The organism is Aurantiacibacter marinus (genome assembly GCF_001021555.1).
In the GTDB taxonomy this organism is placed as follows: Bacteria; Pseudomonadota; Alphaproteobacteria; order Sphingomonadales; family Sphingomonadaceae; genus Alteraurantiacibacter; species Alteraurantiacibacter marinus.
On sequence record NZ_LDCP01000001.1, the window covers coordinates 170,731 to 187,190 of the forward strand.

Below are 16,460 nucleotides of genomic sequence, written 5' to 3' on the forward strand. Positions count from 1 at the left end.
AATACAGCATGTTCAGCCACGTTATGGTGGGAACCAACGATCTGGAAAAGTCCGTCACGTTTTATGAGAAAGTCCTCGGGGTTCTGGGTGCCGGGGCACCCATGATGCACGATAACGCCACCGGCCAGACGCGCGCCCTGTTCGTCCATGACGGGTCCATTCTTATCCTCACCACGCCGATCGACGGCAATCCTGCCAACTGCGCCAATGGTTCCACAATCGGCCTGCGCTGCAGTTCGCCAGAACAGGTGAAGGAACTGCACGATGCAGCCGTGGCCGCAGGCGGTACCAGTATCGAAGACCCGCCCGGTCCGCGCGATGGCGGAGCACTGGGCACGCTGCACCTGTGTTACTTCCTCGACCTGGACGGCCACAAGATCTGCGGCATTCACCGGCCAGGCTGATGACATTGGAACACATCTCCACCTCTCGCTCTTACACGGGTGAGCAGCAGGTCTGGCGGCACGAAAGCACCAGCACCGGCACTCCGATGACCTTCGCAGTCTACGTCCCCGACCATGCGCCGGGGACCAAGCTGCCGGTCATCTGGTGGCTTTCGGGTCTTACCTGCACGCACGAAAACGCGATGAACAAATGCGAATACAAGGCGGCCTGCGCAAAGCACGGGATCATCTTCATTTGCCCCGATACTTCTCCGCGCGGGCCGGAAGTGGCCGACCATGAGGAGTATGATTTCGGCCAGGGCGCAGGATTTTACGTAAATGCCACGCAGGAGCCATGGGCCGCGCATTACCAGATGCGCACCTATGTCGAGGATGAACTGCCCAAGCTGGTCGCGGCGAATTTCCCGGTCGATATGGAGCGGCAGGGTATCTCCGGCCATTCCATGGGCGGCCACGGCGCGCTGACCGTATCGCTGCGCAATCCCGGGCGCTTCCGCTCCACCGGAGCCTTCGCGCCCATCGTCTCGCCGCTCAATTGCCCGTGGGGCGACAAGGCGCTGACAGGTTATCTCGGAGAAGACCGGGCAGATTGGCGGGAGTATGATTCCGTGGCGCTGATCAAAGATGGCGCGCGGATCGACAATTGCCGCGTCGAGCAAGGCACTGCCGACGAATGGCTCGACGGTCAGCTCAAAACGCATCTCTTCACCGATGCCTGCAGCGCCGCGGAGATGGCAGTCGATCTGCACATGCACGAGGGTTATGACCACTCCTACTTCTTTGTCTCCACCTTCATGGCAGACCACATCGGCTGGCATGCCGAACTGTTGAAGGCCTGAGCCTTTCCAGAGTTGCATTTCAGTAACGATTAGAGCGTAATTCAAGATACGCCGGAACCTGCCGCAATCTCCGGCGCTGGAGGTATATGGACTCCGTTATTGCTCAATGGTTACCGCTTGGCCTCGTCGAGGCGGTTGCTGCCATGCCCTTTGGAAGCGTGGCAGTTTCTGCGCTTATCGCGTTAACCACCGCGTCCATCATGGCCTTTTCCATTCCCGGCGCGCTTACGCCAACGGCTTTTCTCAGCGGATTGTTGCTCGGCTTCGGCGGGATACTGGTCGTCGCGCTGGGTGCCGTAATCGGCAGCCACATCCTGTTCCTCGCATCGCGTCGCTGGTTCGCTGCCGGCATGCGCCGCCGTTTCGGTACGCAGCTGGACGAGGTGGGAGGTCATCTTGAACGGCGCGGACCGATCTATGTCGCAGGTGCACGGCTTGCTGGCGTGCCGCACGTGCTGATCGCGGCGGGCTGCGCTGCAACCCCGATTACCGGCCGCACATTCGCCTTCGCCACTCTGCTCGGCCTTTTGCCAGCGATCACTCTGGCGGTAAGCGCAGGGTCTGCGTTCTAACGCCGCGCTATTTGCTCAACCGGAAGACCGCATGCTCGGCGCGCCAATTGGCGTTCGCCCCGCCAATTTCGCGCCCGCCTGCAAAGTACCAGCTGTCTTCCACTGTCACACCCTTCTCGGTCAAAAGCAGGCGGAAGTCCTCTACCGTGAGGTGGTGAATGTTCCTGGTGGCGTACCAGCTGACCGGCAAGTGCCGCACCACCGGCATTTTCCCGCCCAGCAGCAGCGCAAAACGCATGCGCCAATAGGCGAAATTGGGAAAGCTGACGAAGGCGGTCCGCCCGACACGCAGCAATTGATCCAGTAGCCAGTCGGGCCGCTCTGCGGTCTGCAAGGTCTGGCTCAGGATCGCGACATCGAAAGCCCCGTCGGGATAATCGGCCAGATCGCGGTTCGCGTCGCCCTGCACAACGGAAAGTCCGCGCGCGACGGCCTTTTCTACTTCCTCCGGGTCAATCTCTATCCCGCGTGCATCGACACCCTTGCCGGTCTGCAATTCGGCCATCAGAGCGCCATCGCCGCAGCCGATGTCCAGTACGCGCACGCCGTCCGGAACCTGTGCTGCGATTTTGGCGAGGTCGGGGCGCAAATTGCTCATCCGATGAAACCTTTCACGACACGGTCCAGCGCGGGCACATCCAGTAGAAAACTGTCATGGCCATAGGGCGCGCTCAGTTCAACGAAGCTGACCGGCGCGGCGACCGCGTTCAGGGCATGGACGATCTCGCGCATGTCGGCGGTCGTATACAGCCAATCGGTGTCGAAACTGACGAGGCAGAAGCGCGTATCGCTCGCCGCCCGGAAGGCATTCGCCAAGCGTCCGCCGTGCTCCTCCGCCAGATCGAAATAATCCATCGCGCGAGTGATATACAGATAGCTGTTCGCATCGAAGCGGTCGGTAAAGCTGATGCCCTGGTGGCGCAAATAGCTCTCCACCTGAAAATCGGCATCGAAACCGAAACTCTTTTCGTCCCGGTCCTGCAATCGCCGCCCGAATTTCTCGGTCAGGCCGGCTTCGGAAAGATAGGTGATATGCGCCGCCATTCGCGCGACGGAAAGGCCCTTGTCCGGCGTGTTGCTGCCGTAATAGGCCCCGCCTTGCCAATCGGGATCAGCCATGATCGCCTGGCGCCCCACTTCGTGAAAGGCGATGTTCTGCGCGCTGTGCCGCGCGGTTGTCGCAATGGCGAGAACGCGGTTTGTACGCTCCGGGAAATTGGCAGCGCAGCTCAGCGCCTGCATCCCGCCCATCGATCCGCCGACGACAGCGTGGAGCGTTTCGATACCCAGCACATCGAGCAATCGCATTTGCGCGCGCACCATGTCGCGAATGGTGATGACAGGGAATTGCTTGGCATACGGCTTGCCGTCAGCATCAGGGCTGGCCGGCCCCGTTGATCCCATACAACTGCCCAGAACATTGGCGCAGATAACGTAATAGCGGGCCGTGTCGATCGGCTTGCCAGGGCCGACCATGCGTTCCCACCAACCTTGTTTTCCGGTGACGGGATGCTCGCTTGCAACGAACTGGTCCCCGGTCAGCGCGTGGAACACAAGGATTGCATTGCTGCGATCCACATTTAGCTCGCCATAGGTTTCAAACGCGATTTCAACGCCCGCCAGTTCACGCCCGCTATCCAGAGGAAGCGGGTCAGGCAGCGCCTTTTTGCGGAAAGAAGGTGCGGTGTTAGGGGCCATAATGGTCTGGAAATCGACTTGGGGGAGGTGTTGCAGGCTGTCAATCGTACCCGAGTGACGGTATGCGCAGGCCCCGTGACTGACAAGACCGCAAACGCCCGCCCGCAGATGAAGCCCTATGTGGCGCAGATCCATGCCTATGTGCCGGGGAAATCCAGTGCGTCCGATGGCAAGCCGCTGGTGAAACTGTCTGCAAACGAGAACCCGCTGGGCTGTTCTCCCGTGGCACTGGATGCTTTGGCAATTGCCGGTTCGCCCAATGATTATCCCGATCCCGGCGCGACCGCTTTGCGCGAAGCGATTGGCGAACTGCATGGCATTGATGCGGCGCGCATTGTGTGCGGCACGGGATCTGACGAACTGCTCAATCTCGCGGCGCAGGCCTATGCCGGGGCGGGCGACGAGGTGATGTTCAGCCGTTACAGCTTTGCCGTGTACGATATCGCCGCCAAGCGCTGCGGCGCGGATGCGGTTGAGGTGGACGACCGCGATTACGCCGCCGATGTCGATGCGCTGCTGGCCCGCGTCACCCCGCGCACCCGCGTCATCTTCCTGGCAAATCCCAACAATCCCACCGGCACGTATTTGCCGCGCGAAGAAGTTGCGCGGCTCCACGCAGGTCTGCCAGCCGATGTGCTGCTGGTGCTGGATCAGGCCTATGCCGAATATCTTGAGCCGGAAGAAGACGACGGCAGTATGGAACTGGCGGCAGCGCATGAGAATGTTCTGGTCACACGGACTTTTTCCAAGATTTACGGCCTTGCCGCCGAACGCATCGGTTGGGCTACGGGCGCGCCGCACATAATCGACGCGTTGAACCGGATCAGAGGCCCGTTCAACGTGACCTCGAGCGGGCAGCGCGCGGCCTTGGCAGCGACGGGCGATCAGGACTTCGTGAAACGCAGCCGCGACCACAACCGCATCGAGCGTGAACGGTTCGAGGCGCGCATCACGATGCTGGGCAACCGCGGGCTTTGCGTTGTGCCGAGCAAGGCCAATTTCCTGCTGGTGATGTTCGGGGGCGAGGTGACCGCAGAAACAGCGCTGCACGCGATTGCCGATGCAGGCTTTGCCGTGCGCCATTTACCGGGTCAGGGCCTTGGCGATGGCCTGCGCATAACCATTGGCAGCCGGGCCGATATGGACACGATTGCCGATGTCCTGGCTGACGTGACAGGCGGCGCGAATGCCCTTTCGTAAGGTCGCGATCATCGGCCTGGGACTGCTCGGCGGGTCTATCGGGCTGGCGGTGCGTGAACATCTGCCTGGTGTCGCCACCACCGGCTATGACGCCGATTCCGAAGTGCGTGAACGCGCCCGCGAGCTGGATCTTGCGCAGACCATCGCAGACGATCCGGCAGAGGCCGTACGCGGTGCCGATCTGGTGGTGCTGTGTGTGCCCGTCGGGGCAATGCGCGGCGCCGCGCAGGCCATCGCGCCGGGCCTGTCAGAGGATGCCATCATCAGCGATGTCGGATCTTCCAAACAACGCGTCGGCAAAGCGCTGGCCGAGGAATTGCCCGGCCATCACGTGATCCCCGCCCACCCCGTTGCGGGTACGGAACAATCCGGGCCGGACGCGGGCTTTGCCAGCCTGTTTCACCAGCGCTGGTGCATCGTCACTCCGCCCGAAGACGCAGATGCGGCCAAGGTCGCGGCGCTGGTCAAATTCTGGAAAAGCCTCGGCTCCACAGTCGAAGTCATGGACGCGGCGCATCACGATATGGTGCTAGCAGTTACCAGCCATATTCCGCACCTTATCGCCTACACCATCGTGGGCACAGCCAGCGATCTGGAAGAGGTGACGCGCAGCGAAGTGATCAAATATTCCGCTGGTGGCTTCCGCGATTTCACCCGCATTGCCGCCAGCGATCCGACCATGTGGCGCGATGTTTTCCTGCACAACAAGGATGCAGTGCTGGAAATGATGGACCGGTTTCAGGCCGATCTTGGCTCAATGCGCGACGCCATCGAAGCAGACGACGGCGAGGCGATGTTCGACCTGTTCACCCGCACCCGCGCGATCCGCCGCAGCATTCTGGAACAGGGCCAGGACGATGCGCGGCCCGACTTCGGGCGGGGGCATGAGTAGCGAACATCACCGCTCAGGACGAGCGGCGCTGTCTTTATTACCAGAGACTTCTCGCGAGCATGGCAAGGCTCACAATCACTAACGCAATCATACCTGTCAAAAACAGCACGCCGGAAATCACCTCACCTTCAAACCTCTGCGTGAGCGGGATGGTTATGAGGCCTAGCCCCATCAAGCCGATGCAGGCAAATACTGCCGTGTGAGGTCGCCGTTTTCGCATTGGTGTAGAGCCCCTACTCCGCCGCGACAGCTTCCTTCTCGGCAAACTCCAGCGTCGCCAGGAACCGCTCTGCATCGAGCGCGGCCATGCAGCCGGTGCCAGCCGCCGTCACGGCCTGACGGTAGGTGTGGTCCATCACATCGCCGCAGGCGAACACGCCGGGGATGCTGGTTTTCGGTGTGCCTGCCTCAACCAGCAGATAGCCGCCATCGTCCATCGGCAGCTTGCCTTTGAACAGTTCCGTCGCAGGCGCGTGGCCGATAGCCACGAAGGCTCCGTCCACCTCGAGCGTCGATTTCTCGCCGGTCACCGTGTCGACCAGATTAAGAAGCCCCAGCTTGCCGTCCTCTCCAGCTGCAAAACTCTCGACCGTCTTGTTCCACATGGTGGTAATCTTTTCGCTCGCAAAAACGCGGTCCTGCAGGATCTTTTCAGCGCGCAGTTCATCGCGGCGGTGGATCAGCGTCACGTCGTCCGAATGGTTGGTCATGTAGAGCGCTTCTTCAACAGCCGTATTCCCGCCGCCGATCACGGCGACTTTCTTGCCGCGATAGAAAAACCCGTCGCACGTGGCGCAGGCGGACACGCCCTTGCCGCCCAGCTCCATTTCGCCCGGAACACCCAGCCATTTGGCCTGCGCGCCCGTTGCGATCACCAGAACATCGCCGATATATTCGTCCCCGCTGTCACCGATTGCGGTGAACGGTGAGCCGTTTGCCAAGTCCACTTCGACAATCGTGTCCCACATCATCTTCGTGCCGACATGCTCTGCCTGCTTCTGCATCTGCTCCATCAGCCACGGGCCCTGGACTACGTCTTCAAAGCCAGGATAATTTTCAACGTCGGTAGTGATGGTCAGCTGGCCGCCGGGCTGCAGGCCCTGCACGACAATCGGTTCCATCCCGGCGCGCGCGCCATAAATGGCGGCGGAATAACCAGCCGGGCCGGAGCCGATGATGAGCATGCGGGTCTTGTGGGTAGCCATGATGAGTTTTTCCGAATCTGTCTGCTGCTTGATGTTGGCAAGTAATGTTCGGAGACATTCGCATCAAGCGGTCACTCGGTTTCATCCCAAGCGCTGGCCATCTCGCTTATGGCGCTGAATACAAAAAGGGCGGCCACAGCGGGCCGCCCTTTTCGTTCAATCTGTTGCATGGATCAGACGTTTGCGCGCGGTGCGCCTGTCCGGCCCTTGTCCGCAAATTTCTTCACGACGTATCCGCCAGCCGCAATCGCCAGCATGGCCGGAAGGCTCATGCGCGAAATGATAGGGACTGCAACTGTGCCGAGTACGGCACCAGTAGTGCCGCCAATGCTGCGTGTCTGTTTACTGAGTGCTGCGCCTACGCCGGCGCCAATAATCTTGCCAATCATGATTGTCTCCTTTTGCCCCCAACGGATGACAAAGGGTACAGGTTCCACAACTGACAAATTGCTGAGACAATTCAGACTGATGGTGCGGTCGAGAAGACTCGAACTTCCACGGGATTTAACTCCCACAGCGACCTCAACGCTGCGCGTCTACCAATTCCGCCACGACCGCACATCGGTTGGAGTGCGGACCAATGGCCCACCCCGGTAGGAGCGCGCCACTAGCAAAAGGGTTTCCCCGCTGCAAGCAGTGTATTGCGGTGAGGCACAAGTACCGCGCGCCGGGGCGCAGTTACTCGGGCTTCCAGCCGATCTGCACTTCGCGTGCGGAGCGCGGAATATCGGTTACCGCTTCGCTGACAGGCACGTTTTCTCCCGGAGCGATCGTGCGCTGCGGCGGTGGCACTTCCCAGCTGTAAACAATGCGGTCACGCGAATCGCGCAGCACGATCAGGATCGTCGGGATCGTGCGAGTGGTAGTCCCGATATTGGTGATCGTCCCGCTCGCACCGAAAAACTCCGTGCCATTGGGCAAAGTGCGCCGTTCCTGCTGTTCGCGTGGGAAATCAAGCTGCAGATCCGGCTCTCCAACAGCGAAAGTCGGGCGTTCGACAGGCACCCAGTCGGGCAGGCCCCAGTAAGACACCGCGAAGATCAGGCCTGCTGCCACGACCGCGAAAATACCCGCGGCCCAGGTCCACACCTTCAGCGGGTTGCGGCGCGGGCGGAACGGAGGCTCTGGATCGAAAGCAGATGCGGGCGGATCGCCGAAATCGGTGGATGCCGCGCGTGGCGGGCGGATCTCGTCGCGCAAGGATGACCGTGAAGGGCCTTCCGTTGGCGGCTGGGGTAGTGGGGGATCGGACGAGACTGCGTCCGGCTGGACGGTTTCAGACTGGACGGTTTCAGAGTGGGCCGTCTCGGTTCCCGCCTGCGCGCCACTGGCATCGGAATCTGGCTCGCTCGTATCCGGTTGGGCCGGATCTGGTGGCGCTTGGGTCGAGGATTGCGGGTTTGGCGCAGGTTCAGCCTCGTCCGCATTGTCGCTTTCACCGCGGGGCGGAAGATCAAGTTCAGGGCCATCCTGAAACCAGCTGTGGCGGCATTTCGCGCAGCGCACAGTTCGACCACCCACACCAATCGCGGTATCTGGCACGGCATAGCGTGTCGTGCAGGCAGGGCACTGAATAATCATGGGCCGTCGATGTGCCTACGCTGAGCAATCGCATGCAACAAGATTGTCACACTGCAAGAAGCGCTATCTTGCGGCTTTTTTCCACAAGCGCCAGCGTATATACGCGCTTTGCATGGCTTTTGTGCCCTTCCCGTCGCCCACCCGAGGCTTTAGCTAGGCACCATGAGCGATCCCGAAAGTTCAATTGTCCAATTTGCCAACGTCGGGCTGCGCTATGGCACCGACCGTGAAGTGCTGAGCGACATCTCCTTCACGCTCTATCCCGGCAGCTTCTATTTCCTCACCGGAGCCAGCGGCGCGGGCAAAACCTCGATGCTCAAACTGCTGTATCTGGCGCAGCGGCCCAGCCGCGGAATTATTTCCATGTTCGGCGAGGATGTGATCACACTGCCGCGCAATTGCCTGCCGGGTGTGCGGCGGCGCATTGGCGTGGTGTTTCAGGATTTCCGCCTCGTTCCGCATCTTTCAACCTTCGATAACGTCGCCTTGCCGCTGCGCATTTCGGGTATGTCGGAAGAACGGTTGCAGAAACCGGTAGCCGATATGCTGGAATGGGTCGGCCTCGACCACCGCAGCGAAGCCCGGCCAGAGACATTGTCCGGCGGAGAACAGCAGCGCGCCGCCATTGCCAGGGCCGTGATCGCCCGCCCGGAAATTCTGGTGGCGGATGAGCCGACCGGCAATGTCGATCCCGAAATGGCGGTCAAACTGCTGCGGTTATTCGAAGCGCTTAACCGGCTGGGCACGACAGTGGTTGTGGCCACCCACGATGTCCACTTGCTGCGCAAGGTACCCGATTCGCTGATCATGCGGCTGGACAAGGGCAAGCTGTCCGACCCCACCGGCGCGCTGCGATACCCGCCCAAGCGTGATCTGCCCAAACGTGATCTTCCCAGCCGCGATGTTCCGCAGCGGGAGCTTCCGCGTAAATGAGCACGCCTTCGCCTATCCGCCGCGGTGCCCCGCGTTTCGGCGATTCTGCAAGGTTGCTGCAGCAAGCGCGCATTGCCGGGCCGATGCCATGGGTAATCGCCATCATGATCGCGCTGACCGTCATGGCAGCGGCGGCGGGACTGGCACTGAACAATATCGCCGGCAGCGCGAGAGATGAAATTGCTGGCGGGATTACCGTGCAGATCGTGGAGGGCGCGCCGATCGAGCGTGACCGGCAGGCAGAGCGTGCGGTGTCCTATTTTTCCAACCGGGAAGATGTCGCATCGGTCAGGCGCGTGCCTGACGAGGAACTGTCTGCATTGCTTGCCCCGTGGCTGGGTGATGTCGGCGCGGCGGAAGATGACGGCGTACCCATCCCCGCGCTTGTAGATGTGCGGCTGTCCGGTCCTGTCACCGCACAGCGCCTGCGCAACATGCGCGACGAGCTACTGGCGCAGGCACCGGCTGCGCGAATTGATGCGCAGGCAAGCTGGCTGGGGCCGGTTTTCGACGCGGTGCGGTCTTTGCAATTCCTCGCCATTGGACTTATCGCCCTGCTTGCCCTGACCAGCGCCGCCGCCGTGTGGCTCGCAGCGCGCAGTGCCCTGGGCTCCAACCGAGAAACGATTGAGGTGATCCATCATCTGGGGGGCACAGACGGGCAGATCGCAGGCATTTTCCAACGCTCCATCGCCTGGGACGCAGCTTTGGGCGGAGCCGCCGGATTGCTGCTGGGACTGGCGGCCGTATTCATGCTCGGCCAGCAATTTGCTGGACTGGGATCAGGCCTCGTCGCAGGCGGGGGACTTGGCCCGCTGGACTGGCTGGCGATTGCCGCAATTCCTGTTATCGGCATCGTACTTGCCGTGATCACCGCGCGCTTGACCGTAATCGCTGCATTGCGGCGCATGATATAAGGCCGACCTGTTGCTCCGAACTCTGATCGCCATTCCTTTTATTGCCTGGGCACTGGGGTTTTTCTGGTTTGCAATCGCCCTGCCGCAGCCGGCAGAGCCTTCTGAAACCGACGCTATCGTCGTGCCTACCGGCAGCGGCGGGCGCATCCAGCGCGGGCTGGAAGTGCTGCAATTGGGTGCAGCGGAGCAAATGCTGGTAACCGGCGTGGACCCATCGGTGCTGCCGGGTGAATTCCAGGTTGAATTCAACGTTCCGGACAGGCTGATGAATTGCTGCGTCACGTTGGGCTTTTCCGCCCTCGACACACGCGGCAATGCGCGGGAAACGGCTGCCTGGATGGAAGAGCGCAGGTATAATTCGCTGCGCCTTGTGACGGCAGACTGGCACATGCGCAGAGCCGCCGCAGAACTGGCCGACCAATTGCCAGAGGGTGTTTCTATCGAGCGCGATGCTGTACGATCAGAGGTAAGTCTGTCGACGCTGTTTGTGGAATATCACAAGTTTATCGTGGTCTGGACGCTGCAGGCCCTGGGATAACCAACCGATGATCGTGCCGCGTAATATCGCTTTTTACATCGCTTTTTATGGCGGGTCCCTGCTGATTTCGGTCGCAGCGGCGGCAGCGACCTATGTCCGCCCAATATGGGTGCGGCCAATCTGCGACACATGGTCCAGCTGGCACCATTGGTGCTGCACCCGCCTGCTGGGCATCACCATTCGCGAAACGGGCACGCGGCCCACGATGCCCGTGCTCTACGCCATCAAGCATGAAAGCTTTTTTGAAGCGATTGCGCTGGCGCACACTTTCGATCATCCCGCTGGCGTTGCCAAGGCGGAGCTGTTCGATCTGCCGTTCTGGGGCCGTGCCGGGCTGGCCTACGGATTGATTCCGGTCGCGCGCGATCAGGGTGCGACAGCGCTGCGGGCCATGCTCAGGGCAGGCAAATCCGCAATCGCGCAAGGCCGCTCCATCGTGATTTTTCCCGAAGGCACCCGCGTTCCGCATGGCGAGCACCGTGAACTGCGCTCCGGCTTTGCGGGCCTGTACAAGCTGTTCCGCCTGCCGGTGGTGCCAGTCGCGATCAACAGCGGCCCTATCTACCGCCGGTTCTGGAAACCGAAAGGCACGGTTACCTGGCATTTCGGCGAGGCTATCGAACCCGGCCTCCCCCGCGAGGAAGTGGAACGCCGGGTGCATGAAGCGATCAATACCCTGAATGGCGACCCGCAGATCGCAAGTGCGCCAGCAGGCGAAGTGGCCTAGCCGATAATCAAGGCGATGATTTGCGCGGCCCAGCGGTGCGCGTCTTTCCGGTCCCCCACATCGGCAACGAATTCCTGCCCCCGCGCCACGCTTTGCAGACGGTGATCCGGCAGCCAGCGATCAGGCTTGCTGTGATAACTCAACCCGGCCGCGTGCAGCCAGCTTGGCACTTGCCACAGGCTTGGCGGGCCTCCTGGAACGGTGAGGCGCAGCTCTGAACATGCCGGAGCATTGCTGACGCCGCGTCCGCAATACACTGCATCATTGCTGGCATGCATTCCCAACGCATGCGGATGGTCAAGAGCTACCAATTCGCCGCGTTGACCCGCGTCGCAAGTAGCCAGATGCACCACTTGTTCGATTTCCAGAAAACCGAAAATGCGGTGGTGCGCGGGCGCTTTGCCATCGCGAAACAGGCCAAAGAACACGAACAGATCGCCCGCGCCCACGCCATGATTGGCAAGATGCGTCTGCGCCGCGCCGCATTGGCCAAGATAGGCGCGGCCCGCACCTGTAAACATCGGATCGTTATGGCAATTGTCATGGCCCGTCAGCCTGCCGCGACTGGCTCGCCCCGCATGATCACCAAGCCCCAGCGCACCATAACTCGTCCGCGAAATTCCCTGCGTATCCGGGATCGGCAGGCTGATGGCGCGCCCGTCCACAATCGGCGAAGGCCCGCCGCCGGAACTGCTGTCGAAACCCTTTCGGCTGAGAATGATTTTCATGTCATATACCCTGCGCCAACACCATTGCCGCTGCAATGCGCCAACTTTGCTTGCTTGCAGATGAAACCATATGCGAAAGGGCTGCGCAGATGACTATTGATCGACTCGCGCTTCGCCAGGCTTACCGCATGGAAGAAGAAGCCTGCATCGCCCAGCGGCTGGAACAGGCTGCTCCCGTATCCGCCCTTCATGGCAATGCTGCGGCATTCGCCACGAAGCTGATCGAGGGTGCGCGCAAACGCACCAGCAAGGGGCTCGATGCCTTCCTCGCCAGCTACGGCCTCAACACCGAAGAGGGCATCGCACTGATGTGCCTGGCAGAGGCATTGCTGCGCATTCCGGACCAGCAGACAGCTGATGCGCTGATTAGGGACAAGCTGGCCAATGTCGATTGGGCGGAGCATCTTGGGGAAAGCAAGTCGGTGTTCGTCAATGCCGCCACCTTCTCGCTCATGCTGACAGGCGAAGTCCTGCGCGGCGGTGTGCGCAGCGAAGCTGGCCTTGCGAACACCTTGCGCCGCACCACGGGGCGCTTGGGAGAGCCGGTGATCCGGCAGGCAGTGCAGCAGGCGATGAAAATTCTCGGCGGGCAATTCGTCTATGCGCGTACCATCGAAGAGGCGATGAAACGCGCCGAGCCGGAGCGCAAGAAACGCATCGCCCACAGTTTCGACATGCTGGGCGAAGCGGCGATGACGTTTGAGGATGCCGAAAACTACGCCCGCGCCTATTGGCACGCGATCGAACGGCTGGCCAAGGAACCGGGCGGCGTACACGGCGGGCCGGGCATTTCGGTGAAGCTGTCCGCGCTGTATCCCAAATACGATTTTCTCCACGCCGCCGCTGCGCGCAAAGCCATCGTTCCTGTCTTGCGCGAACTGGCAGAGCAGGCGCGGGAGGCGGATATCCACTTCACCGTCGATGCCGAGGAAGCCGAGCGGCTGGAACTCAGCATGGATATTTTCGAAGATTTGTTGGCGGACGATACGCTGTTCACCAAGGCAGACGGCACGCAGTGGGACGGTTTCGGCCTCGCCATCCAGGGCTATCAGAAACGTGCGGTGGAGCTTTGCCGCTGGACCGCGCGGGCTGCGCGCAAGCATGACCGAAAGCTGTTCGTGCGGCTGGTCAAGGGTGCCTATTGGGATGCCGAGATCAAGCTCAGTCAGGTCGGCGGGCATACCGACTACCCCGTGTTCACCCGCAAGATCGCCACGGATGTGTCTTACCTCGCCTGCGCGCGCGAACTTCTTAAAGCGGACGACGTGATCTTCCCTGCTTTCGCCACGCACAACGCCTACACCGTGGGCGCGATCAAGGCCCTGGCGGATGACATGGCCTCAAGCAGCGGTGCGATAGGCCAGAAAAGTGCCGGGAGGGCGTATGAGTTCCAGCGGCTGCACGGCATGGGGGAGGAAGTGTATGACACGCTCGCGCAGCTCGAAGGCAATGATCTTACCACCGTGCGCATTTACGCGCCTGTTGGCGGGCATAAGGAACTGCTTGCGTATCTGGTGCGCCGTCTGCTGGAAAACGGGGCGAACTCCAGCTTTGTGAACCGCATGGCCGATGCCGATGTGCCGGTGGCGGATATGGTGACGGACCCTGTCGCAGAGCTGGCCGCGATGACCCCGCGCCGCAATCCGACGATCCCCCTGCCCGCGCACATCTATCCCAATCGCCGCAATTCCGCAGGCGTCGATCTGGCCGATCCGCTGGCGCTGGCACCGTTGGTGGAAGATCTGGAGCATTGGCGCACCGATGATCCCATTGCGCGATCCACCTTGCGCGCCGAACGCGACCGCGCCCGCACAGATGTGCACTCGCCTTTCTCGGGCCGCGTTGTGGGCCAGTGCATCCCGGCAACATCCAGGGACATAGACCTCGCGATTGCCCGCGCGGTCGCCGCGCAGCCGACATGGGATGCCCTTGGCGGAGAGGCGCGCGCCGATCTGCTTCTAGCCGCATCCGATTTGCTGGAAGAAAATACCGCGCGCCTGCTTGATCTGTGTGAGCGGGAGGCCGGCAAATCGCTGCCCGATGCGGTGCTGGAAGTGCGCGAGGCAGTTGATTTCCTGCGCTATTACGCGTGCGAGGCGCGGATGCTGTTCGGCGCCCCGCAGCCGTTGCCCGGACCAACTGGAGAGACAAACCTGCTGCGTCTGCATGGCCGCGGTGTGTTTGCCACAATCAGTCCGTGGAATTTCCCGCTGGCGATTTTCATGGGGCCGACCGCAGCCGCGCTGGCGGCGGGCAATTCCGTGCTGGCCAAGCCTGCCGAGCAGACCCCCCTGATTGCCGCGCTGGCCATTGATCTGTGCCATCAGGCCGGCATCCCGACAGATGTGCTGCAATTGGTGCCGGGCGATGGCACTGTTGGCGCTGCGCTGACCTCTGACCCGCGTATTGCGGGCGTAGCTTTCACCGGCTCGACCGGCACCGCACAGAAAATCAACCGCTCGCTCGCCGCGCGTGAAGGGCTGATCGGGATCCTGATTGCGGAAACCGGCGGACAGAACGCGATGATCGTCGATTCCAGCGCCTTGCCAGAGCAGGTGACGCGGGACGTAATCGCGGCAGCCTTCCAAAGCGCGGGGCAGCGCTGTTCCGCCTTGCGCGTGCTGTATTTGCAGGAAGACGTGGCCGACACCATGCTCACCATGATCAAGGGCGCTTTCCGCGCGCTGGTAGTGGGTGATCCGGTGGACCTCGCCACAGATGTCGGCCCGGTGATCGACGAAGAAGCGAAGGCCAAGCTGGAAGCGCATGTCGCAGAAATGCAGGCAGCCGGCTTCCCCGTCACGCGCCTGCCGCTGCCCGAGATTTGCAAGGACGGCCACTTCGTCGCCCCGACCATCATCGAAATCGGGTCAATCCTCGATCTGGATGAGGAGCAGTTCGGCCCCGTCCTGCATGTCGTCCGATATCCCGTCGGCACGATGCGGCAAGTGATCGACGATATCAACGCCACCGGATACGGCCTGACGCTTGGCCTGCACAGCCGCATCGCGGAAACCCGTGCGTTCGTGGAAGCCCACGCCCGCGTCGGCAATTTCTACGTCAACCGCAACCAGATCGGGGCAGTGGTCGGCAGCCAGCCGTTCGGCGGCGAAGGCCTGTCCGGCACCGGCCCCAAGGCAGGCGGTCCGCATTATGTAACGCGGTTTGCCACCGAACGCGTCACGACAATCGACACGACAGCTGCGGGCGGCAATGCGAGCTTGCTGGCCGGGGGATGAGCGCTTCGCCTACCGCGTGGCGTAGCCATTGATCAAAAGGAACTCCTCTGGGCGGCCGTCGGAATCCTGATCAAGCTGCGCCGCAACGACGAAGCCTGTTTCGCGCCCTTGTGGACCATAAAAGCCACCGGTAATCTGATATTCCGGCATTCCACCAAAATTGAGAAGCCCGAAATATCCGGCCCGATCAGTCCCCGACAAATCGATATCGACATCGCCCGAAATCGGTCCGACCGTCCGCCGTGCTCCAGCCGAGTCCTCAACAACATAGGAAATCGAGAACCTGATCGAACCGTTGGTTGTATTTCCGCTAATCGTGCCAGTGCCGCTGACGATCTGTGAGGTTATCGAATTGCCGCCCGCAGGATTGCGCTGGATCAGGAAGCCATCCATCGCGAGGTCAGTATAGGTCACCGTGGTGGCTGCCGGTATATCGTCGGGGTCGGTTGGCACCCCAAGCGTACAGAACGCTGTCTGGAGCCCGTTGCCTGTCGGCAGGAGATAACCGGTCCTTCGGCCGTAGGCAGCAGGGGTCCCGGCAACCGTCGACTGGAAAATCGACAGCCGTGTCGGAAGCGGGGTGGTATTCAAATCATAGCGGACCCGGTCCGCAGCCTGACTTACAATATCGCCCGGTCCAAAGCTTGCCGAAACGCCGCCGCCAAATTCAGTGACTGTCCAGATGGCCGTGCCAGCATCAAGATCGATATTGCCACCACCGGAGTAGGGAAAGGCCTGAACAAGACGCGGCACGCCATCAAGTGCCTGTCCGTATTCGATGCAGGCAGTGGCAAAATCCTGCACTCCGGTCAGATTAGCAAACTGCGTATACGTAAATGTCGGCGGAGGAGGAGCAGGTGGCGGTGTTGGCGTCGGCGTTGCCGAGCCTGTCGGCGTTGGGCTGGAATCGTCCCCTCCGCATGACACCAGCAGGAAGCTCGCCAGAACGGCGACACTAGCGTGACCCAATTTTACCATGTCTTGCCC

17 protein-coding genes and 1 tRNA gene are annotated in these 16,460 nt (G+C 61.5%); 10 read left to right on the forward strand and 8 right to left on the reverse strand.

Going from position 1 to position 16,460, the window contains the following annotated elements; translation table 11 throughout:
• Positions 1–8 precede the first annotated feature (8 nt).
• The 3 genes from AB731_RS00810 (at position 9) to AB731_RS00820 (ending at position 1,815) form a co-directional block, all read left to right on the forward strand.
• Positions 9–404, forward strand: a complete 396-nt coding sequence (locus AB731_RS00810) for a VOC family protein (RefSeq protein ID WP_047092823.1) — start codon at positions 9–11, stop codon at positions 402–404.
• A complete protein-coding gene (gene fghA / locus AB731_RS00815; RefSeq protein ID WP_047092822.1) occupies positions 404–1,243 on the forward strand; it encodes an S-formylglutathione hydrolase in 840 nt (279 codons plus the stop codon). The genes AB731_RS00810 and fghA overlap by 1 nt, the downstream gene beginning before the upstream one ends.
• 86 nt (positions 1,244–1,329) lie before the next feature.
• Complete coding sequence (locus tag AB731_RS00820) at positions 1,330–1,815, forward strand: VTT domain-containing protein (RefSeq protein WP_047092821.1); 486 nt, start codon at positions 1,330–1,332, stop codon at positions 1,813–1,815.
• A 7-nt stretch (positions 1,816–1,822) separates the two neighbouring features.
• On the opposite strand, the gene metW is transcribed toward AB731_RS00820, so the two are convergent.
• Both metW and metX read right to left on the reverse strand, forming a co-directional pair.
• Positions 1,823–2,413 carry a methionine biosynthesis protein MetW gene (gene metW, locus AB731_RS00825; protein WP_047092820.1) on the reverse strand — a complete coding sequence of 197 codons (591 nt, stop codon included), beginning with the start codon at positions 2,411–2,413 and terminating at the stop codon, positions 1,823–1,825.
• A complete protein-coding gene (gene metX / locus AB731_RS00830) occupies positions 2,410–3,513 on the reverse strand; it encodes a homoserine O-acetyltransferase MetX (RefSeq protein ID WP_047092819.1) in 1,104 nt (367 codons plus the stop codon). Before metX ends, metW begins: the two co-directional genes overlap by 4 nt.
• A gap of 108 nt (positions 3,514–3,621) precedes the next feature.
• Here metX and AB731_RS00835 point away from each other — a divergent pair, with 108 nt between their 5' ends.
• Positions 3,622–4,713, forward strand: a complete 1,092-nt coding sequence (locus AB731_RS00835; RefSeq protein WP_047093191.1) for a pyridoxal phosphate-dependent aminotransferase — start codon at positions 3,622–3,624, stop codon at positions 4,711–4,713.
• A complete protein-coding gene (locus AB731_RS00840; protein ID WP_047092818.1) occupies positions 4,700–5,605 on the forward strand; it encodes a prephenate/arogenate dehydrogenase family protein in 906 nt (301 codons plus the stop codon). The genes AB731_RS00835 and AB731_RS00840 overlap by 14 nt, the downstream gene beginning before the upstream one ends.
• A gap of 233 nt (positions 5,606–5,838) precedes the next feature.
• Here the strand turns inward: AB731_RS00840 and trxB are convergent, their stop codons facing one another.
• The 4 genes from trxB to AB731_RS00860 all read right to left on the reverse strand — a co-directional run bounded on the left by trxB (position 5,839) and on the right by AB731_RS00860 (position 8,391).
• Complete coding sequence (gene trxB, locus AB731_RS00845) at positions 5,839–6,810, reverse strand: thioredoxin-disulfide reductase (protein WP_047092817.1); 972 nt, start codon at positions 6,808–6,810, stop codon at positions 5,839–5,841.
• Positions 6,811–6,983: 173 nt separating this feature from the next.
• Positions 6,984–7,199, reverse strand: coding sequence for a hypothetical protein (locus AB731_RS00850; protein WP_047093190.1), 216 nt, complete (start codon positions 7,197–7,199; stop codon positions 6,984–6,986).
• A gap of 80 nt (positions 7,200–7,279) precedes the next feature.
• Positions 7,280–7,368, reverse strand: a tRNA-Leu gene (locus tag AB731_RS00855).
• A 120-nt stretch (positions 7,369–7,488) separates the two neighbouring features.
• Complete coding sequence (locus AB731_RS00860) at positions 7,489–8,391, reverse strand: zinc-ribbon domain-containing protein (protein ID WP_047092816.1); 903 nt, start codon at positions 8,389–8,391, stop codon at positions 7,489–7,491.
• A gap of 162 nt (positions 8,392–8,553) precedes the next feature.
• On the opposite strand from AB731_RS00860, the gene ftsE reads away from it, so the two are divergent.
• From ftsE to AB731_RS00880, 4 genes are read left to right on the forward strand one after another with little or no spacing between them, the layout of a single operon-like run.
• The gene (ftsE, locus tag AB731_RS00865) at positions 8,554–9,324 is read left to right on the forward strand and encodes a cell division ATP-binding protein FtsE (RefSeq protein ID WP_047092815.1); all 771 of its coding nucleotides are present in this window, start codon (positions 8,554–8,556) and stop codon (positions 9,322–9,324) included.
• The gene (locus tag AB731_RS00870; RefSeq protein ID WP_047092814.1) at positions 9,321–10,241 is read left to right on the forward strand and encodes a cell division protein FtsX; all 921 of its coding nucleotides are present in this window, start codon (positions 9,321–9,323) and stop codon (positions 10,239–10,241) included. Before ftsE ends, AB731_RS00870 begins: the two co-directional genes overlap by 4 nt.
• A 10-nt stretch (positions 10,242–10,251) precedes the next feature.
• Positions 10,252–10,779 (forward strand): YdcF family protein, encoded by a 528-nt coding sequence (locus tag AB731_RS00875; protein ID WP_047092813.1) that lies wholly within the window; start codon positions 10,252–10,254, stop codon positions 10,777–10,779.
• A 7-nt stretch (positions 10,780–10,786) separates the two neighbouring features.
• Positions 10,787–11,506, forward strand: a complete 720-nt coding sequence (locus AB731_RS00880; RefSeq protein ID WP_047092812.1) for a lysophospholipid acyltransferase family protein — start codon at positions 10,787–10,789, stop codon at positions 11,504–11,506.
• On the opposite strand, the gene AB731_RS00885 is transcribed toward AB731_RS00880, so the two are convergent.
• Complete coding sequence (locus AB731_RS00885) at positions 11,503–12,234, reverse strand: Nmad3 family putative nucleotide modification protein (RefSeq protein WP_047092811.1); 732 nt, start codon at positions 12,232–12,234, stop codon at positions 11,503–11,505. The genes AB731_RS00880 and AB731_RS00885 overlap by 4 nt on opposite strands.
• A gap of 89 nt (positions 12,235–12,323) precedes the next feature.
• Between AB731_RS00885 and putA the strand changes: the two genes are divergently transcribed.
• Positions 12,324–15,473 (forward strand): bifunctional proline dehydrogenase/L-glutamate gamma-semialdehyde dehydrogenase PutA, encoded by a 3,150-nt coding sequence (gene putA, locus AB731_RS00890; RefSeq protein ID WP_047093189.1) that lies wholly within the window; start codon positions 12,324–12,326, stop codon positions 15,471–15,473.
• Positions 15,474–15,482: 9 nt separating this feature from the next.
• Here the strand turns inward: putA and AB731_RS00895 are convergent, their stop codons facing one another.
• The gene (locus AB731_RS00895) at positions 15,483–16,442 is read right to left on the reverse strand and encodes a hypothetical protein (RefSeq protein WP_197076207.1); all 960 of its coding nucleotides are present in this window, start codon (positions 16,440–16,442) and stop codon (positions 15,483–15,485) included.
• Positions 16,443–16,460: the final 18 nt, after the last annotated feature.